General features: G+C 71.1%; 13 protein-coding genes. 7 read left to right on the top strand and 6 right to left on the bottom strand.

Annotated elements, in window-relative coordinates; translation table 11 throughout:
* Positions 1-103 precede the first annotated feature (103 nt).
* The 5 genes from ACGFIE_RS11745 to ACGFIE_RS11725 all read left to right on the top strand — a co-directional run bounded on the left by ACGFIE_RS11745 (position 104) and on the right by ACGFIE_RS11725 (position 4,485).
* A complete protein-coding gene (locus ACGFIE_RS11745; RefSeq protein WP_393293652.1) occupies positions 104-640 on the top strand; it encodes a hypothetical protein in 537 nt (178 codons plus the stop codon).
* On the top strand, positions 633-1,784 hold the full coding sequence (locus ACGFIE_RS11740) for an MAB_1171c family putative transporter (RefSeq protein WP_393293649.1): 1,152 nt from the start codon (positions 633-635) through the stop codon (positions 1,782-1,784). The genes ACGFIE_RS11745 and ACGFIE_RS11740 overlap by 8 nt, the downstream gene beginning before the upstream one ends.
* Complete coding sequence (locus ACGFIE_RS11735) at positions 1,781-2,374, top strand: phosphoesterase PA-phosphatase (protein ID WP_393293647.1); 594 nt, start codon at positions 1,781-1,783, stop codon at positions 2,372-2,374. Before ACGFIE_RS11740 ends, ACGFIE_RS11735 begins: the two co-directional genes overlap by 4 nt.
* Positions 2,375-2,509: 135 nt before the next feature.
* Positions 2,510-3,568 (top strand): M23 family metallopeptidase, encoded by a 1,059-nt coding sequence (locus ACGFIE_RS11730; protein WP_393293644.1) that lies wholly within the window; start codon positions 2,510-2,512, stop codon positions 3,566-3,568.
* A gap of 170 nt (positions 3,569-3,738) precedes the next feature.
* Entirely contained in the window at positions 3,739-4,485 is a 747-nt protein-coding gene (locus ACGFIE_RS11725; protein ID WP_393293642.1) for a hypothetical protein, read from the top strand.
* A gap of 274 nt (positions 4,486-4,759) precedes the next feature.
* Here the strand turns inward: ACGFIE_RS11725 and ACGFIE_RS11720 are convergent, their stop codons facing one another.
* The 3 genes from ACGFIE_RS11720 to ACGFIE_RS11710 all read right to left on the bottom strand — a co-directional run bounded on the left by ACGFIE_RS11720 (position 4,760) and on the right by ACGFIE_RS11710 (position 8,488).
* A complete protein-coding gene (locus ACGFIE_RS11720) occupies positions 4,760-5,770 on the bottom strand; it encodes a DUF5954 family protein (RefSeq protein WP_393293639.1) in 1,011 nt (336 codons plus the stop codon).
* A 242-nt stretch (positions 5,771-6,012) separates the two neighbouring features.
* Positions 6,013-6,726, bottom strand: coding sequence for a sulfotransferase domain-containing protein (locus ACGFIE_RS11715; protein WP_393293636.1), 714 nt, complete (start codon positions 6,724-6,726; stop codon positions 6,013-6,015).
* Between the two features lie 598 nt (positions 6,727-7,324).
* The gene (locus tag ACGFIE_RS11710; protein ID WP_393293635.1) at positions 7,325-8,488 is read right to left on the bottom strand and encodes an acyl-CoA dehydrogenase family protein; all 1,164 of its coding nucleotides are present in this window, start codon (positions 8,486-8,488) and stop codon (positions 7,325-7,327) included.
* Between the two features lie 250 nt (positions 8,489-8,738).
* Here ACGFIE_RS11710 and ACGFIE_RS11705 point away from each other — a divergent pair, with 250 nt between their 5' ends.
* On the top strand, positions 8,739-10,166 hold the full coding sequence (locus ACGFIE_RS11705) for a UDP-glucose/GDP-mannose dehydrogenase family protein (RefSeq protein WP_363678630.1): 1,428 nt from the start codon (positions 8,739-8,741) through the stop codon (positions 10,164-10,166).
* 151 nt (positions 10,167-10,317) lie between these two features.
* On the top strand, positions 10,318-15,213 hold the full coding sequence (locus tag ACGFIE_RS11700) for an SCO7613 C-terminal domain-containing membrane protein (protein ID WP_393293632.1): 4,896 nt from the start codon (positions 10,318-10,320) through the stop codon (positions 15,211-15,213).
* A 98-nt stretch (positions 15,214-15,311) separates the two neighbouring features.
* Here ACGFIE_RS11700 and purE read toward each other — a convergent pair whose 3' ends face one another.
* The 3 genes from purE to ACGFIE_RS11685 form a co-directional block, all read right to left on the bottom strand.
* Positions 15,312-15,803, bottom strand: coding sequence for a 5-(carboxyamino)imidazole ribonucleotide mutase (purE, locus tag ACGFIE_RS11695; RefSeq protein WP_393293630.1), 492 nt, complete (start codon positions 15,801-15,803; stop codon positions 15,312-15,314).
* A gap of 32 nt (positions 15,804-15,835) precedes the next feature.
* Complete coding sequence (locus ACGFIE_RS11690; protein ID WP_393293628.1) at positions 15,836-17,011, bottom strand: 5-(carboxyamino)imidazole ribonucleotide synthase; 1,176 nt, start codon at positions 17,009-17,011, stop codon at positions 15,836-15,838.
* A gap of 118 nt (positions 17,012-17,129) precedes the next feature.
* On the bottom strand, positions 17,130-19,166 hold the full coding sequence (locus ACGFIE_RS11685; RefSeq protein WP_393293626.1) for a thioredoxin domain-containing protein: 2,037 nt from the start codon (positions 19,164-19,166) through the stop codon (positions 17,130-17,132).
* Between the last annotated feature and the right edge of the window lie 63 nt (positions 19,167-19,229).

Here is a 19,229-nt window from a genome sequence, read left to right as displayed (position 1 = left end):
CGACTTCGGCTTGACGCCGCACCACGGCAGGCCACTAGCCTGACTCATCGCACCACAGCCCGGGTCGCCCTGTGCCCCGGCTCGTCAGTCGATGGGAGAGGCAATGCGCCGACCACGGGCCGCCGGACCCGAGAGTCAGGCACATCTACGCGATCTGCGGCGGCGGTGCGAGCAGCTACTCGATGACAACGGCATCGTGGTCCCGTCCCCCTTTGACCGGCACGCTCTCGCCGCCGCCATCGCCCGGCACCGACGACGGCCCGTGACTCTGCGCGACCTTCCCGCGCCCTCGCGGTCGGGCCAGCACTCCGGGCTGTGGGTGCACACCGCCACCCAGGACCTGATCTTCGTGGACCCCACCCGCAGTTCGTGGGAACAGGACCACATCACGGCGCACGAGGTGGGCCACATGCTGTGGGGCCACGAGGCATCCGACGTCGACCTCGGCGAGATCCTGCTGCCGGACCTCGACATGACCGTCGTGCGCGCCATGCTCGGCCGGCACGACTTCACCAGCGACCAGGAACGCGAAGCCGAGATGATGGCCACCGTCATCATCGACCGCGCCGGCCGCGCCGCACCTGGCGCCCCCGCCGGGCTGTCCCGGGTGGCATCCGCCCTCGCGCTCGACGATGTCTGAGCCCTCCAACGCCGAACTCGTCGTGGTTGCCGCGCTGTGGATCGTGTCGGCCGCACGGGCACACGCCCTGCGCAGCGGACCTGCTCACCGGGCGGTGTGGGCAGCCATCACCGGGCTGGCAGTGTCGATGACGGTCCGTGTCGAACCGATCGCGCACGCAATCGACCAACTCGCTGGCGTACACGGAGCCGGCGTCCTGGTGAAACACCTCGCCGGACTCGTGGCGGTAGCGGCCCTGTTCGACCTTGCCGTCCTGGGCACGGCCACCCATGTCCGGCGTGGCATTTCCCTGGCCGGCCTGGCGGTCACCGTCGTCATCATGACCTGCCTGTTCTGGACGATGCCCCGCGTCGACTCCGAGGACTTCGCTGACCAGGCGGCCGGCAAACCCATCGCCACGGCGTACATCCTGAGCTGGACGGTGTATCTCGGCATCGCGATGGCCCTGTCCGCCCGGCTGTTCCGCCGCGCTCACCAGGCCAGCCGACACCGTGTCGTACGCGCGGGTCAACAGGTGCTCGTCATCGGCTGCATCATCGGCACCGGGTACGCCCTGTACCGGGCCGCCTACTTCGGCGCACGTCTCGCCGTCGGCCCACCAAGCCGCGGTGACATCTTCTACGTCGACCTCTCCGACGACATCAAGTACCTCGCCATGCTGCTCATCGCAGCCGGGCTCACCATCGCCGGTGCGCCCGGAACGCGAGCCAACCTGAGAGCCCGCCGGCATCTACGGACACTCAACCCGCTCTGGCACGATCTCGTGCCTGCCGGCCACCGTCTCGATCCACCCGGGCTCAGTCCCCGCGAGAGGCTCTCCCGTCACGTCGTCGAACTCCACGACACGATCCACGACCTGTACCGCCGTACCGACGAACACCTCGTCGATCGCGTCCGCGACCGCCTTGCCACCCATGGGCTCACCAGCCAGGACCTCGCGGCAGCGACCGAAGCCAGCCTGCTTCGCATCGCCCAGGCTCTGCCGCCCACGGTGACGCCCGCCGCCCCCTACGCCCCGTCGCCCACGTCGCCGAACCCGTCCGAGCGGCTTGCCCGGCTGCTCGACCTCGCCCACGTCTGGGACACCACGGCGGTCCGGGACGCCCTGACCCACGTGAATACCGCACCGGAGCCGCACCGATGACCGCCGCCCTCGCCGACGAGTCCCGCACCGCCCGCCGGGTCACCGACTGGCTCGACCCGAAGACCTGGATCGTCGCCGTCAGCCTCATCACCGGCTGGACCGCCGGCCGGTGGGCGGGCCTCGGATGGGGCATCGTCAGCGCCGTGTTCGCCGCGGTCATCCCGGTCCTGGTCATCAAGCGCGGCGTCACCGCCGGGCGGTGGGCGGACCGGCACCTCGGCGTACGCAGCCACCGCCTCACCGTCATGATCCTCATCCTCACGTCGGTCGGGATCGGCATCGGCGCCATGGCCGTCGGCAACGCACCCCGCGCGGTCGTCGCCCTCACCCTGGCCATGTTCGCCACCCTCGCGGCACTCGCCGTCGTCACCCTGCGCTGGAAGATCAGCGTGCACACCGCCGTGGCTGCCGGCGCCACGACCATGCTCGCCAGCCAGCTACCCGCCCTCGCGATCGCCGCCCTGGCCGTCGTCGTGGCGGTAGTGGGATGGTCCCGCGTCGCGCTGCGCGACCACACCACGGCGCAGGTCGTCGCCGGCGGGCTCCTCGGCACCATCGTCGCGGGCCTGATCTTCGCCAGTCTCACCTGATCCCGTTAGCGATAGTTGACAGCTGGACGCCTCGCTCGGCTATCCTCGGCGGCACTTCATGCCGTTTGCAATCGCATACAGGCCGACCTGCGTCCGTCCGAGGTACCCCATGCCCACGCCCCTGCCGAGGCGGCGATGAGACCGCTCACGCTCGCACCCCTCGTACCCCTGGCGCTCGCCCTGAGCGTCGCTGTCGCGGCCACCGGCAGCGGCAGCCTCGAACCCGCCGCCTCCACCACCGGCTGCCTACCCGCCCTGGCACCCGGAAGCGCCGCGCAGACCGAGTTGAAAGACCTCGCGCCGACCGCTCTGGCGCACGCCCAGAGCATCTACACCGCGTCCGTTCAGATGAAGTTGCCCGCCAGGGCCGCCGTGATCGGCATTGCCACCGCCCTGCAGGAGTCCCACCTCAGGAACCTCGCCAACGCGAACGTCCCGCGGTCCCTGACTCTTCCCCACGACGGAGTCGGCGCCGACCATGACAGCGTCGGGCTCTTCCAACAACGACCACTCCCGCCCGACGGAGCAGGCGGATGGGGCACCGTCCAAGAACTGATGACCCCGGCCATCTCCGCCACCAAGTTCTTCACCAAGATGCGTGGCATACCCGGCTGGGAGACCCTCCCCCTGACCGTCGTGGCCCAGCGCGTCCAGGTCAGCGCCTTCCCCGACGCCTACGCCCAACACGAACCCCTCGCCACCGCCATCGTCAACGCCCTCACCGACGGCAGCCTCACCTGCTCGCCGGGGGCCGGCACCTGGGTCAAGCCCGTCAACGGCACCTTCACCAGCGGCTTCCGCACACCCGAACGCCCCACGCACGACGGCGTGGACGTCGCCGCGCCCAAGGGAACCCCGATCTACGCCGCCAGCGCCGGAGTCGTCATCACCGCCAGGTGCGGCAGCGCCAACTGCGACATCGACGGCTCGCTAAACACGCCAGGCTGCGGATGGTACGTCCAGATCCGCCACGCTGACGGCACCGCGACCCGCTACTGCCACATGCTCCACCGCCCATACGTTGCCGTTGGGCAACCCGTCAGCACCGGCCAGCAACTCGGCGTCGTCGGCACCAGCGGCCACTCCAGCGGGCCTCACCTGCACTTCGAAACTCACACCAGCAACCCGCCAGGTAGCGCCAACGCCACCGAACCCTTCGCGTTCATGGCCGCTCGCGGTGTCCGCTTGAGTTGATCATGAATGTTGGTACTCACTAGATCTTTCGGTTTCTCATCGGCCTGTCGGTGCACTTGTCGGTGTCGGCATGTCGATAAGGCGCCGATGGCGCGGCGGAGGTCCACCCGGTCCCGGGATGCTGGCGGGTTCACAGGGATCCGTGGCCGCAGCAACTACAGTTCGGCGACATGGGGCGCATCAAGGGGCACTACGAGTGGGACGACGATGACCTCACGCCGGGACAGAAGAGGGAAGGCGGCCTCCACCAGAACCTCTTCGACAGCGAAGGCAACCTCAAGGGCAGCGCTCGGTTCATCCCCGACGACGGATGCGAACCCGAGCCTCTTGTCGTCACTGAGACGGTCTACGTCCCCGTCGAACGGCGCCGCCGAACTCGGGAAGAGGAAGAACTCAATCAGGCCATCCATGACCTGGTCTCCCAGATGATCGACCGTGGGATCGCCAAAGCCAAGCCCTTCGCGGAACTGTGGTGGCGGGAAACGGCTCGTCCAGCCATCGATGCCCATCGGGCCAAGATGCTTGAGCGTCGCACACGGCGCAAGGCGCAGAAGAAGGCCCCTATTATGGAGGGGACCGCTGTCGAGCCATCTCAGAAACTGACTGAGACGTCTGAAGAAAACCGCCCGAATATGTCGAGTGCAGAGGCGCAGGCTCGGTACCTAGCGGCCCTCGCTGCTCGAGCGTACAGCGACGAGCAGATGAGGCTCGTGACTAGCGCCAACATTGTCGACGGCAAAGGCCTTGCCGAGTTGGAGCACTCGCTAGCAGAACTTCCGTCCGATCAGGTCAAGAGCTTGCTCGAGGCAATGGCGACCAACCCCTCCATGCTGGGCGAGGACACCCTGGCAGAACTGGCAAGCATCCTCGGGCGGCAAGACCGCTCGGGATCTGACAAGTTGCGTCAACTTCGCTGAGGTGGATCGCTGGCCCTGCGTCTCATTCGTTCTGACGACACCGTCAGGATAACGACAGACCGAGGTAAAGAATGACCGACCAATCGGTGAGAACCTCCGACGCGGTCCAAGGTCAGCCGGCTGCCCGCCGACAAGACCACCGAGAACCTACGATGGATCGACAGCAGGATTCCTCGGTACGCACGCGTGCGGCAGATCCTCTCGACGTGACGCAGATGCGGCTGCCAGTCGCAGCGGTACGCCGCGCGGCTTGCCGCACGCGGCTGTAGCCGGGTCAGTCTGGATCGGGCATCAGGCCCTGCTCGCGAAGGTCGTGGACCTGCCGAGCGGGCGGTGGATACGAGTCCCGGTCTGAAGGGCGTGGCCCTTCCGGACCGTCGGGGCCGACCCGGACGAAGATCTCGACCCGGGTCACCCGGCACGGCACGCCCTGCACCTCGAAGTCGTCGGTACGTGGAGGCTGGTGCGCTGCGCGGGCGCGTTCGTACGCCGCCATGACCTTCTCGAACGGGGTGTTCTCGTCAAGCGCGACGTCTCCCATAGAGAAGGAACCTGCGTCCCGTGCCGCCTGCGGCGTCGGGTACATGGCCGCCGTTCGGGGCCGCCAACCGCCGTCGACGTAACCCCCGATGGTGTAACAGACGGGGAGCAGCACCACGTTCGGATGGGTGGTCAGCGCCCGCCGGGAGTCTGCGCGCACATTCTCCGAGACGACCTCCGACGTCAGGTGACCCGAGATCATTTCCATCCGGACGAGTCCGTCGGTGAGCCCGGTGCCCACGGTCGGGTCGATAACGAACCCGTCGATGGGCAACGCGGCCCGTTCCGCCTTGCCCGGCGGGTACGGGTCGGGGTCGGTAGGTCGGGGCGGCTCGGGCCCATCCGGACCCATCCGAATGAACGGTTGGGCGCGAATGATCCGGTAGTGCAGGCCGTTGACGGTGAGCTCATCGAGCGGCTCCCAGTCGAGCAACTCGTACGCCGCCTCGTACGCCGCCCGCTCGGTTGCGTACTCGTCGATCTCCGGCAGTTCGCTGAGAAGCTTGCGGAAGTGGGACGCGAGGCCGTCGCGGGCATGCTGAGGCTCGTCGGCGGTGAGCCGAAGGATCCGCCATCGGCCATCGACCTGCTGGGCGAAGCCAAAGATTGGCATGCTCCACATGAGCGTCGGATAGGCGATCGAGCGTTCCCGGGCGTCGTCCTCCGAGACCACCGACACCGGGTCGTCCCGCTGCTCAATCCTGACCAGCAGGTGATCAGGCACCCGCTCACCGTGATGCGTCACCTACGCATTGTGTCCCCATGGTCGTTGGAACGCCATGTCGCGCCGCCGCGAGTCGCACATCAGCAATGCGCCGGCTCTGCGGCCATCTCTACGGCCTAGCGCAGACCTTCACCACCTTCTAGGAGCGCTACCCGGTACTGCGCACCGGCCTTACCTGCTCGGCATCGACGCTCCCGATCAGCCGAACGGCAGTCTTGGCCTGCCGGTCGTCGGCGGCCATCCACTGAGCGAAGGACAGACCCTCACGTTCGGTGCGAATCCCTCGCCTTGGTGCCGTAGCCGAGTAGCTGCATCGCGGCGACATTGTCGGACTGCGCCCAGAAGAGTTGGTGAAGCTCGGCGGGCAGTTCGTCGCGGTGGGTGTTGGTTAGGCCTCTACGGAAGAAACGGTCGTCAGATTGTTTAAGCTCGGTGAACGACGGGATCTGGGCGTCAGCGAGGGGTCCAAGCTGGGGTACCAACGTTTGCACTACTCGTTCGTTGGCAGCCCTCGGCCGCAGGACGAGTTCCTCGTACCGCAGCACCACTCGGTGAGGCGCCTCCGGCAGCAGCCAGCTCAGCACATTGCGTCCCCAACTGCCGGTTCCGACCGTGCTCCGCCGGGTGATCATGGCGTGCAACTCAGTCTCGAACCTCGTGGCATCTGTCTCGCTCGATTGGCGAGCCCACGAGACAAGCGCATCGCGGCCATCCCTGACCAGGCAGATAGCCTTGTCCATCTCGTCGATCTGGTCGTCGCGCTGTCGGTGCGTCTTCACGAAGTGAAGCTCACACGACTCGCGCATGGCCTCGATTGGTGCGGGACGTTCTGTGAAGCCGACCAGATCGGCACCCAAGCGCTGAGCCACGCCATCGACGTCATAGACGACGGATGTCCTTACGCCGTAGAGCCGGTTGAGGACAATCCGAAGAAAGGTGTTGCCTGACCGGGGAAAGGAGGACACCCAGACGATCACCTATGCATAGTAGTGGGTGCAGGCGGTCGCACGGTTCATTTCGGCTCACCGCTACCTCCTGCGCCAGCCCGTTCGCCGTCGGTGAGCTACGAGGGTCGTCTGGTGCCGCTGACGCGGGTCCGCCTGCCTTCCGTACCGCCCCGCCGCCAGGCGTCGCTCAGCCGATCACAGCACTTTTGGCGAAGCCTGCCGCTCCCCGTCGACAAAGGTTGACGGTGCGCACACGGACGCCTGCCACGACAGCTGCCCGTTCGGCGAATTCGGCAGACACTCCTCGCCTCAGACTCGGCATGGCGACCATCGCCGGCCGCCCTCACTCTAGGTGACCGCCGCTCCGATCCACAGCACGCAACCCATCGATCGAACTCAACCGCATTCTTCGATGAACCAACCCACGTCCCAACGGCGCCCGAAGGTCCACTATGTAATTCATCCATGTAGATAAACGGATAGGGTTCCCCAGGATTTCCCCAGAACGCCAACCGAAAGCGTTCTGGGGTGACCGAAAATATCCCGCAAGGTAACCGATCAGTCACGCTTCGCTACCGCACTGATCGACTCGGCTACACCCACTCTGAGCTGCTGAAACGGCCCCGAATCAGCCCTTCAGGAGCTCGCGCGCCATGACGATTCGCTGCACCTGGTTCGTACCTTCGTAGATCTGGGTGATCTTGGCGTCCCGCATCATGCGCTCGACCGGGTAGTCGCGGGTGTAGCCGTAGCCGCCGAGCAACTGCACCGCGTCGGTGGTGATCTCCATGGCGGCGTCGGAGGCGAAGCACTTCGCCGCCGCGCCGAAGTAGGTCAGATCGGCGTCGCCCCGCTCGGACTTGCCGGCGGCGGCGTACGTGAGCTGCCGGGCCGCCTCCAGCTTCATGCCCATGTCGGCGAGCATGAACTGGATGCCCTGGAACTCGGCGACCGCCTTGCCGAACTGGCGGCGCTCGGCGACGTACCCCTTGGCGTAGTCGAGCGCGCCCTGCGCGATCCCGACGGCCTGCGCGGCGATGGTGACCCGCGTGTGGTCCAGGGTCTTCATGGCCGTGGCGAAGCCGGTGCCCTCCGGGCCGATCATGCGGTCGGCGGGGATCCGCACGTTGTCCAGGTAGACCTCGCGGGTCGGCGAGCCCTTGATCCCGAGCTTCTTCTCCGGTGCGCCGAAGCTCACGCCGGCGTCGGACTTCTCGACGACGAAGGCCGAGATGCCCCGGGATCGGGCGGCGGGGTCGGTGACGGCGAAGACGGTGTAGAAGTCGGAGACGCCGGCATTGGTGATCCAACGCTTCACGCCGTTGAGCACCCAGTGATCCCCGTCACGCACCGCCCGGGTGGTCATCGACGCCGCGTCGCTGCCCGCCTCGGGCTCGGAGAGGCAGTACGAGAACATGGCGTCGCCCGCCGCGACAGGGGTCAGGTAGCGACGCTTGATCTCCGCGGAACCGGACAGGAGCAGCGGCATCGTGCCGAGCTTGTTGACCGCCGGGATCAGCGAGGAGGACGCACAGGCACGCGCCACCTCCTCGATCACGATGGCGGTGGCCAGCGCATCCGCGCCCGCGCCGCCGTACTCCTCGGGGATGTGCGGTGCGTGGAAGTCGGCGGCCCGCAGCGCGTCGTAGGACGCCTTCGGGAACTCGCCGGCCTCGTCGGCCTCGGCGGCGTGCGGCGCCACCTTGGCGGCACAGACCTCACGGACCGCCTCCCGGATCGCCTCGTGCTCCTCGGGCAACCGGTAGACGTCGAACGACTCCCCTGCGGCCATGTCGGCCCCTCCCCTTCACCGCTATCATGCGCAGTCTGCGGCCTCCCCTGACCGCCGACCGCGCAGACTGAAGGATAGCGACTGCAGTTCAGGTGATGTTACCGGCGCGTAGGTATGGGCATGACGGAGCACCCGCGCCGCTGGGCGATGATGGAAGGCAGACAGTGAGCCACCCCTCCGGTGCCCCGTCAGGCGCCGCAGCAGAATGCGACGCGACGACGCGCCGCCAGTGCGAGCGGAGAAGACAGGCGTGACGATCCCCTACCCCACCATCCAGCCGACCCCCGCCATCGCCGCGGTGACGCCGCCCTCGGGCGCGCCTCGGCCGCGGGTGACGTTCCTGGGAACCGGCTACCTCGGTGCGACGTACGCCATCTGCTACGCGGAACTCGGGTACGAGGTGCTCGGGTTCGACGTCGACGCGGACAAGATCGCAATGCTGAACGCCGGCGAGGTGCCGATCCACGAGCCCGGCCTGGACGAGCTGCTCAAGCGCAATCTGGCCGCCGGCCGGCTGCGGTTCTCGACCGACATCGCCGAGACCGCCGAGTTCGGCGACGTGCACTTCATCTGCGTCGGCACCCCTCAGCGGGCCGACGGGATGGGCGCCGACCTGTCGTACGTCGAGGCGTCGGTGACCAGCCTGGCGCAGCACCTGACCCGCAAGGCGTTGATCGTCGGCAAGTCCACCGTGCCGGTCGGCACCGCCGAGTGGGTCGAGCAGCTCGTCGGCAAGCACACCCCGAACGACCTGGACGTCGAGGTGGCGTGGAGCCCCGAGTTCCTCCAGGAGGGCTTCGCCGTCGACGACGTCCTGCGGCCCAACCGGATCGTCGTCGGCGTCAAGAGCGAGTGGGCCAACGGCATGCTCTACTCCGCGCACAAGGGCGTGTTCGACCTTGCCGCCACGGAGGACCGCGAGGTGCCCCTGGTGGTCACCGACTTCGCGACGGCCGAACTGGTCAAGGTCGCGGCGAACGCGTTCCTGGCCACCAAGATCTCCTTCATCAACGCCATGGCCGAGGTCTGCGAGGCCAGCGGCGGCGACGTCACGCAGCTGGCTCGCGCGATCGGGTACGACCCCCGGATCGGCAACCGGTTCCTCCAGGCCGGGCTCGGCTTCGGTGGCGCCTGCCTGCCCAAGGACATCCGCGCCTTCCAGGCCCGCGCGCAGGAGCTGGGCGCGGGCGAGGCGCTGCGCTTCCTGCACGAGGTCGACCTGATCAACCTGCGCCGGCGGACCCGCGTACTCCAGCTCGCGGCGGACCTGCTCGGCCGGCGCTCCGGGCCGGCCGGCCCGGACTTCTCCGGCACCCGCATCGCAGTGCTGGGCGCCACCTTCAAGCCCAACACCGACGACGTCCGCGACGCCCCGGCGCTCGCCGTCGCCGCGCTGTTGCAGAAGGCCGGCGCCGACGTGCACGTGTACGACCCGCAGGGCAGCGAGAACGCCCGCCGCGCGGTACCCGAGCTGACCTACGAGGCCGGCATCAACGAGGCCGTCGCCGACGCCGATCTGGTCTGCGTCCTCACCGAGTGGGCGGACTTCCGCAACGCCGACCCGGTCGCCCTGGGTGAGCTGGTCGCCGGCCGCAAGGTCGTCGACGGGCGCAACTGCCTCGACTCGGCACTGTGGACCCAGGCCGGCTGGGAGTACCGCGGCATGGGCCGCCCCTGACGGTTCGCCACTCACCGGCCGGTCGCGAAACCCCCCTTCGCGGCCGGCCGATGATGTTGTTTGCCCCGGACCCGCCGACAAGTGTCGAAATCCGCGCCAGCTTTGGGCATGCTGCGACAGTGGGAGTCCACAGTGCGGGTGGAGGGGTGTCGTGGCGACCTTTCAATGCTCCTCGTGCGGCCGGGAGATCAAGCCGGCCGTGCGCTGCCCGCACTGCGGGGCTGACCAACCGCAGTGGCGTGATCACCTGGCGGACATCGAGCGCTCGATCGCGGAGATGAAGGCGCGCGACGCCGCCATCGCCAGCGAACAGCGGCAGATCGCCGCCAAGATGCAGGCCGCGCTCTTCCAGCGGGACATCCTCGCCCACGCCGGTGAGGAGCGGACCAAGCAGGCCACACGGCCCCGCCGGGTGCTGCGCCGCCGCCCCGGTCGCCGCCCGCCGACGGCCGCCGCCGGCGCGCCGCCCCGGGTTCCACGTCAGGGCACCCCGCCCGCACCGGAGGATCCGCCGCCGCCTCCGCCGTCGGCTTGGCGGGACGCCGACGACCCCGAGCACCCCCCGGAGGCGTCCTCCCGGGAGGTCCAGAACATCCCACTCGGGCTGGGCGCGCTGCTGCTCGCCGTGGCCGCGGTGGTCTTCGCCGCGGTGGCGACCAGCTCGATGGACGCGCTGGCCCGCCTCGGCGTCCTGCTGGTCGCCACGGTGCTGATGCTGCTCGCGCCCCCGGCGCTGGCCCGGCGCGGGCTCACGTCCACCGCGGAGACGATCTCGGCGGTGGGCCTGCTGCTCGTGCCGCTGGCCGGGTACGCGCTGTGGGCGGTGGACCGGATCACCGACGACGGCACCTCCGGCGCCGTGTTCGCCGGGTTGATCTTCGGAGCTTCCGCTGCCGTGTCCGTCGGGTACGCCGCCTGGACGGGACTGCGCACACCCCGCTTCGCGACGGTGATCGCCGCGCAGCCGGTGCTGCCGCTGCTCGCGTACGACCGGATCACCGGGCCGGGCGGCTGGGCGCTGGTGTTGACCCTGGTGGCCCTCCTCGACCTGTGGCTGGCCCGCTCCCCGCTCGTGGTGGAGCGTCCCGTCCGCCACGACCTGCCCGGCCCGGCCAACCCGTCGGCGACGCCCCGGCAACGCGACGCCGAGGCCCGACCGGAGGCCGACCCGGAGGAGGCCGGCGAGCTGATCGACGCCGGGGCGGGCGCCGTCGACGCCCGGCCCGCCCGTCCGGTCCCCGGGCTGCGCGAGCTGACCTGGTCGCTGCACGCGGTGGCCGTCGCGGTCGCCCTGGCGTACGCGGTCACCGCCCTGCTGCGGGCGCAGACCGTGCCGACGGCCACCGGCGCCGGGCTGGTGCTCCTGCTGGCCGCCGCCGTCGGGCTGGCCGGCGCGCTGGTGCTGCGCCGCCCACCGCTGCCGGACGTGGCGGCCGGCATCGTGACCCTGGCCGTGATCGGCGCGTTCGGCCGGATCGCCTCCGTGGCGCTGCCCGGCCAGGCGTTGCTGCTGATCGCGGCGGTGATCACGGTGACCGGGCTGGCGGTGCGCGCGATCCCCGAGACCGCCCGACGCGGCCCGCAGATCGCCTCGGCGGTCGCACTAACCGTCAGCGGCCTGGTGGTCGCCGGAGGCGCACTGCGCGCCGGGGTCGCCCCGGTTCGGGCCGCGCTGCCCGCGTGGAGCGCCGATCTCGACGGGTACGCCACCGAACTGGCCGCCGCCGTCGGCCCGACCACGTGGCAACTCGCCGCCGCGGCGTTCCTGCTCACCATCGCCGCGGTGCTGGCCCTGCCGCCGGAGATCCGCCGCGAGTTCGCTGTCGCCGGGGCCGCGCTGACCGCGCTCGCCGTACCGGCGTCGTTCGGCCTCGGCTGGGCGTCGGCGCCCTGGCCGATGGTGGTCACCGCGATCGGCATCGGGGTCATCGGCCTCTCCGCGCGTACCACGCGTGCCGCGCTGGCCCACGCCGTCGGCGCCGCCGTGGTGGGCCTGTTCGGCGCGGGCGCCGGCCTGTCCCGTCCCGCGCTCACCGCCGCGGTCCTGCTCACCCTCTTCGCGGCCGGAGTGCTTGTCGCGCTCGCCCCCCGGGTCCGGATCGCGTCGGCCGCCGCCGACACCGTCACGGACTGGGCCGCCGGAGGAGCGGCCTTCGCGCTGCCCGGGGCGGTGGCCGCCTTCGTGGCCGCCACCATGCCCGTCGATCCGACCCCCACCCCGGCCAGCCTCCGCGAGGCGACCGTACCGGTGCTGGCGGCGAGCTTCCTGGCCGTCTGTGTGACCCTCGGGTACGCCGCCATGGTGCAGGTCTCCCAGCGGCGCATCCCGGCGCCCCTGTCGGTCGGCACCGGGCTGGGGGCGCTGGTCGTCACCGCCGCCGCCTTCGGCGCACCCGGTGCGACGGTCGCCGACGCCTGGGTCGGTGCGCTGCTGCTGGTCGCAGCGGTGCTGCTCTTCCTGGCCCCGTCGATCGATGCCGGCCGCCGCTCCGACCTCACCCTGGACGGTTCGGACCTGGCCGCGGCGGCGGTGACCACCGCCCTGATCGCCACGATGGTGCGGATCGCCGCGGTCCTCGCCCCGGGTGGGCAACTGGCGGTGGCCGCCGGCCTGGTCCTGGTGGTTGCCGTGGGCGCCCGCGCCATGCCCGAGGAGTGGCGACGCGGTCCGATCCTCGGCATCGCCGTCGGCGGCCTGCTCATCGGTGTGCTCGCCGGCTGGACGGCGCTGCGTGGAGGGGTCGGTGTGCTGGCCACCCCCGGGCCGATCTGGGACGGCGACCTGAGCGGCTGGCCGGCCGCGCCGACCGGCGGCGCGACCTGGCAGGCGCCGATCGCGTTGTTGCTGCTGGCCGTCGCCGCCGGCGTCCTGCTCCCGCCGCCCTGGCGGTGGGACGCGTCCGGGGTGGCAGTGGTGCTCGCCACGATCGGCGCGCCGGCCGCGTTCAACCTGCCCTGGTGGTCGCCGGTGCTCGTCGGGGCCATGGTCGCCACCGTCTACGGCATGGCGGCGGTGGCCAGCGAGGAGGCCCGGGCCGGGCTGTCCCGGGCCACCGTGGCCGGGGTGGTCGCGCTGCACGGGGCCGGCGCGGGCCTGGTCCGCCCCTGGACCACCGCGCTGGCGCTGGGCAGCATCGCGCTGATCGGCATCGTGGTGGCCGCGCTGGCACGCGTCCTGGCCCGGCCGCAGGTGACCGACCTGGAGACCGAGGGCATGCCGCCGCACCTCGTGCAGATCGGTGGCGCGGCTGCCGGCGCCGCGCTGCTCGCGCTGCCCGGTGCGGTGGCGGCGCTGGCCGTCGAGTTCCAGCACTCGGCACAGGTGGTGCTGACCGCCGCGCTTGCCGCGTCCAGCCTCGGTCTGGCCGGCGTGGCCGCCGTACGCCGGCAGGTTCCGCAGTACCTGCCCTGGGTCAGCGTGGCCGTGGTCGGCGGCGCCAGCATCAGCGCGCTCGCCGCCATCCCCACCGGCCTCCCCGCCGGGGTCTACGCGGCCGCCGCCGCTCTGCTCGGCGTCCTCGCCGAGCTGATCCGCGCGGCGACCGTACCGCCCACCGGTTCCGCCCAGCCGGTCCGCCGCTGGGCGGTGCTCCTCGACGGTGCGCTGCGGCGACTGCCGGACGACCCGGACCGGCGACGGTGGCGGGTCAGCCCCTCCGCCGGCGCGCTCGCCGCCGCCGCGCTGCCGACCGCCCTGGCGGTCGCGTCGATCACGCCCGCCCTGATCGTCGCCCTCGTCGAGCCGCATCGCACGTTGAGCCGCATCTGGCAGGGCCCACCGCCGGAGCTGCTCACCCCGCCGCCGGACGTGGTCAACCCGACCCACGTGCTGACCGCGCTGCTGCTCACCGCGACGGCTGCCCTGGCCGCCACCGGGTTCAGCGGCGGCCGGCGGTCCCGTGCCGTACCTGTGGTGCTGCCCGGCGCCGCCGTCACGCTGCTGATCGCGCCCACCGCGCTGGGCCGGGGTTGGCCCGCGAGCACCGTCGCCGCCCTGTCCGTCTTCACCATCGCGATGCTCGGCCTCGCGCTGACCCCGCCACCGCCGCTCGTCGAGCCGGCCCGTTCCCTGCGGCTGGCCCGGGTACTCGTGTTCGCCATCGGCCTGGCCGGCGGCAGCGCCGGCCTGTCCGGCAGTCTGGCCGCCCGGGACCTGACCCTGTTCACCCTCGGCAGCGCCGTCGGTGTGGGCGCTGTCGCGGCGCTGTTCGGCGTCACACAGCGGGCACGCATCCTCGGCTGGCTCTTCGCGTCGCTGATGGCTCAGCTCTTCGTGCTCACCGCAGGTCTGGTCGCCGGGCTGGCGGCGGTCTGGTCCGCGTTCGGCGTACTCGCGGTCGGCGCCGTCCTCCAGGTGCTCGCCGCGACCCTGCCCCGGCTGCGCCGCCCCGAGGCGCAACGCGAGGCGTCCACCGTGGAGTGGAGCGGGTACGCGGCGGCCCTGATCGCGCTGGCGCTCGCCTTCGACTCCCCCCGGCACATCGCCGCCCTGCTCGCCGCCTGGGGAGCGGTCCTCGGCGTCGCGGCGACCCGGCCCGGCCGACGGCCTGTGGAACGCCGGATCCTCTTCTGGGCTGTGGTGTTCTGCGAGATCACCGCCTGGTGGATCCTGATGCGCGTCGCCGATGTGGCGCTGCCCGAGGCGTACACGCTGCCGTTCGCCGCGCTGGCCCTGCTGGTCGGTGTGCTGGAGCTACGCCACCGACCGGATCTGAGCAGTTGGGTGGCGTACGGGCCGGCGCTTGTCGCCGCGTTCGTGCCGACGCTGGCGATCGTGCTGGCCACCGATTCCAGCACGCTGCGGCAGATGCTCCTGCTGCTCGGTGCGGTGGCGGTGCTGATCTTCGGCTCGTCGAGCCGGCAGCAGGCCCCGGTGATCGTCGGCGCGTCGGTCACGGCGATCGCCGCGATCCACGCGCTGTTCAGCCTCGGCCCGTGGCTGGCGCTGATCCCCGTGGGGCTCCTGCTGCTCGTCCTCGGAGCCAGCAACGAGCGCCGTCGCCGCGCCCAGGAACGCCTCCAGACCGCGCTACGCGGCATGAGATGAATCGGAGGGTCACGGCAGGCTGCGTGAGTGGGGACGGGGAGTGGGCCGGACTCGCCGGCCGGTCACCGTGAGTGGGGCCGACCCTGGGTGGGGCTGGGTTAGGGCAGGGTGGCCTGGAGGGCCGCGTCCTTGCTCTTGATGAGCTGTTCCAGCTCCTGCTGGTAGGTCACCATCCTTGCGCGCAGGGTCTCGTCGGAGGCGCCGAGGATCCGGACGGCCAGAAGGCCGGCGTTGCGGGCGTTGCCGATCGACACGGTGGCCACCGGGATCCCCGCCGGCATCTGCACGATGGACAGCAGCGAGTCCATGCCGTCGAGGTGCTTCAGTGGCACCGGCACGCCGATCACCGGCAGCGGGGTCACCGAGGCGACCATTCCCGGCAGGGCGGCCGCACCACCGGCGCCTGCGATGATCACCTTGAGGCCACGGTCGACGGCGTCGCGACCGTAGTCGATCATCGCGACCGGGGTCCGGTGTGCCGAGATGACCCGCACCTCGTAGGACACCTCGAAGTCGTCGAGCACCTCGGCGGCGGCCCGCATGGTCGGCCAGTCCGAGTCGCTGCCCATGATCAGCCCAACCGTGCTCACTGCGGCCCTCTCGTCGTTGTCGAAACCGTGGCTCACTCGTGCCCCGCGCGCAGCCAGCGTGCAGCTCGCGCGGCGCGCGCTCGCACGTCGTCCAGGTCGTCGCCGAGCACCGTGACGTGCCCGATCTTGCGGCCGGGGCGTACCTGCTTGCCGTAGAGGTGCACCTTGGCGCCCGGCTCGGCGGCGAAGAGGTGGTGCAGCCGCTCGTCGATCGAGATGCCGCCCGGCTCACCGCCGAGGACGTTCGCCATCACGACCACCGGCGCGGTCAGCGCGGTGTCACCCATCGGGTAGTCCAGCACCGCCCGCAGGTGCTGCTCGAACTGGGAGGTACGAGCGCCCTCGATGGTCCAGTGCCCCGAGTTGTGCGGGCGCATCGCCAGCTCGTTGACCACGATCGCCGGTCGACCCGCGTCGTCGCGCACCTCGAACAGCTCCACGGCGAGCAGGCCGATCACCCCGAGCGCGGTGGCCAGGTCGATGGCGAGCTGCTGGGCGGTGACGGCCAGCTCCTCGTCCAGGCCGGGCGCCGGGGCCAGCACCTCGACGTTGATGCCGTCACGCTGGACCGTCTCGACGACCGGGTACGCGGCCACCTGCCCGAACGGCGAGCGGGCCACCTGCACGGCGAGCTCGCGACGCAGCGGCACCCGCTCCTCGACGATCAGCCGGGTGCCGCCGGCGAGCAGCGTGGTCGCCAGCTCGGTGGCCTGGGTGGCGTCGTCCACCATCCAGACGCCCCGACCGTCGTAGCCGCCCCGGGCCGCCTTGAGCACCACCGGCCAGCCGACCTGTTCACCGAAGCCGACCAGGTCGGCGGGCTCACCGACCGGCCGCCACGCCGGGTTGGGCGCGCCCAGCTCGGTGAGGCGTTCCCGCATGACCTGCTTGTCCTGGGCGTGCAGCAGCGCGTCCGCCGGCGGGTACAGGGTCACCCCCTCGGCCGCCAGGGTGCGGATGTGCTCGGACGGCACGTGCTCGTGGTCGAAGGTGACCACGTCACAGCCCTTGGCGAAGGTGCGCAGGGCGGCCAGGTCGGTGTGGTCGCCGTACTGGACGTCGGCGGCGACCAGGGCCGCGCCGTCGTCGGGGGCGCTCGCGAGCACACGCAGTGACTGGCCGAGGGCGATCGCGGCCTGGTGGGTCATCCGGGCCAACTGGCCGCCGCCCACCATGCCGACAACGGGGAGACCGGTACGGGAATCCATAGCGCGGCCAGCCTATCCGGGCGGCCGACGTGGCGATCCGGAGGGCCGGAGACCCACCTCGGTAGCGCCGGACGGGCCGCCCAGGTGGGCGATTCCGGCGACTACCGGGCGCTACGGCTCACCCCAACTCGGCGACCAGCTCGTCGACCGAGGTGACGGGCCGCTGGCAGACGAAACCCCGGCAGACGTACGCGGCGGAGCGTCCGTCGACAAGCGGCCGGTCGGCGAGCAACGGCACCCCGGGCTGGTCCGGACGACCGGCGACCACCACCGCTCCGGGTGGGGCGTGCCGCCGCGCCGCGGCCACCAGCGGGTCGCCGGCCGGGTCGTCGGTCGCCACAGCGATCTCGTACGGCCCGGAGAGCAGCGCCTCGCCGACCATGGCCGCGTACCCGGCGAAGCGGGCGTGCCGCCCGACGATGGGCGCCACGGTGGCGAGCGCGGTCTCGGCGGCCTCGCGGTAGCGCGTCTCCCCGGTCAGCGCGGCGTACGACACGAGGCCGGCGATCAGGGCGGACCGACCCGACGGGGTGGCGTTGTCGGTCGGATCGGCCGGCCGGGCCACCAACTGCTCCGCGTCGTCGGCCGTGTCGTAGTAGGCGCCTCCGGGCGCGGCGAAGTGCTCCAGCGCGGTGTCCAGCAGCTGACCGGCAAGCGTGAGCCAGCGACCCTCGCCGGTGAGCTGGTGCATGGCGCAGAACGCCTCGGCCACGCAGCCGTAGTCCTCCAGCACCCCGGCCGGCTGACCGACTCTGCCGTCGCGCGAGACCCGCCGCAGTCGGCCGTCGACCAGGTGCACGGTGGCCAGGTGCTCGGCGGCGTCGCGCATCGCGCCGTCGGCGACGATGGTGACGCCCTCCATCAGGTTGGCGTCCTCGTCCTTCGGCGACGCGTACAGCGCGGCGACCTGGAGGAACTCGGCGATCGCGGTGATCGCCAGCCCGTTCCAGGCGGCCACCACCTTGTCGTCGCGGGCCGGCTGGGGTCGCGTGTCGCGGGTCGCGAGCAACTGCCCGACCACCCGCTGCCAGCGGGCCCGGACCTCGGGCGCGACGTCGTCGACGTCCCGGGCGAGCCGCAACACGCTCATCCCGTGCTCGAAGGTGCCTTCGGCGGTGACGGTGAACAGGTCGGCGGCGAAGCGGCCGTCGTCCTCCCCGAGCGCCTCGACGAGCTGGGCGGGTGTCCACGCGTAGGTGAGCCCCTCGACGCCCTCGGTGTCGGCGTCCAGCGCGGACGCGAAGCCCTCCCCAGGCCGGTGCAGCTCGTCGGCGAGGAACCGGGCCGTGTCCCGGGCGACCCGGCGGGCCAGCGGGTCGCCGGTCAGCCGCCAGAGCTGCGTGTAGACGCGCAGCAGCAGCGCGTTGTCGTAGAGCATCTTCTCGAAGTGCGGCACCGTCCAGTGCGCGTCCACCGAGTAGCGGGCGAAGCCGCCGGCGAGCTGGTCGTAGATGCCGCCCCGCGCCATCGCCTCGGCGGTGTGCCGGACGATCTCCAGGCTGCGCGGGTCGCCGGTGCGCTGGTGGTGGCGCAGCAGGAAGAGCAGGTTCATGTGCGGCGGAAACTTCGGGGCGCCCCCGAAGCCGCCGTTCGTCTCGTCGTACCCACTGGCGAGGTTGCCGGCCGCGGCATCGAGCAACGGGCCGTCCAGTGGGGCGGTGGGGCCGCCCACGGCCTGCGCGCCGCCGATCGCCTCGACCACGGCGGCGCCCTGGCGCAGCACCTCCGCGCGCTGGTCCTTCCAGGCGGTGGTGACCGACTGGAGCAACCGGGTGAAGTTGGCGCGCGGGAAGTAGGTGCCGCAGAAGAACGGGGTGCCGTCCGGGGTGGCGAAGACAGTCATCGGCCAGCCGCCCTGACCGGTCATCGCCTGGGTGGCGGTCATGTAGACGGCGTCGACGTCCGGGCGCTCCTCACGGTCCACCTTGATCGACACGAAGTTGTCGTTGAGCAGGGCGCCTACCTGCTCGTTCTCGAACGACTCGTGCGCCATGACGTGGCACCAGTGGCAGGCCGCGTAGCCCACCGAGATGAGCACCGGGACGTCACGCCGTTTCGCCTCGGCGAACGCCTCGTCGCACCACGGCCACCAGTCGACCGGGTTGTCGGCGTGCTGGAGCAGGTACGGGCTGGTGGAGTCGGCGAGTCGGTTCACCCGACGACCATAACCACCGCCGCCGGGCCGCGCCGGGCGGTCACCCGGCCCGGGCCACACGGG

Origin of the sequence: Micromonospora sp. NPDC049275 (assembly GCF_043197115.1) — a bacterium.
GTDB lineage: Bacteria > Actinomycetota > Actinomycetes > Mycobacteriales > Micromonosporaceae > Micromonospora.
Note: the sequence above shows the minus strand (reverse complement) of the source record. Positions and strands in the feature narration are given on the sequence as shown.

Bases quoted from the DNA above. Each gene is read 5' to 3' on its own strand.
- ACGFIE_RS11735 (WP_393293647.1), top strand. From the start codon at position 1,781: ATGACCGCCGCCCTCGCCGACGAGTCCCGCACCGCCCGCCGGGTCACC.
- ACGFIE_RS11690 (WP_393293628.1), bottom strand. From the start codon at position 17,011: ATGGATTCCCGTACCGGTCTCCCCGTTGTCGGCATGGTGGGCGGCGGC.
- ACGFIE_RS11730 (WP_393293644.1), top strand. From the start codon at position 2,510: ATGAGACCGCTCACGCTCGCACCCCTCGTACCCCTGGCGCTCGCCCTG.
- ACGFIE_RS11745 (WP_393293652.1), top strand. From the start codon at position 104: ATGCGCCGACCACGGGCCGCCGGACCCGAGAGTCAGGCACATCTACGC.
- ACGFIE_RS11725 (WP_393293642.1), top strand. From the start codon at position 3,739: ATGGGGCGCATCAAGGGGCACTACGAGTGGGACGACGATGACCTCACG.
- ACGFIE_RS11740 (WP_393293649.1), top strand. From the start codon at position 633: ATGTCTGAGCCCTCCAACGCCGAACTCGTCGTGGTTGCCGCGCTGTGG.
- ACGFIE_RS11710 (WP_393293635.1), bottom strand. From the start codon at position 8,488: ATGGCCGCAGGGGAGTCGTTCGACGTCTACCGGTTGCCCGAGGAGCAC.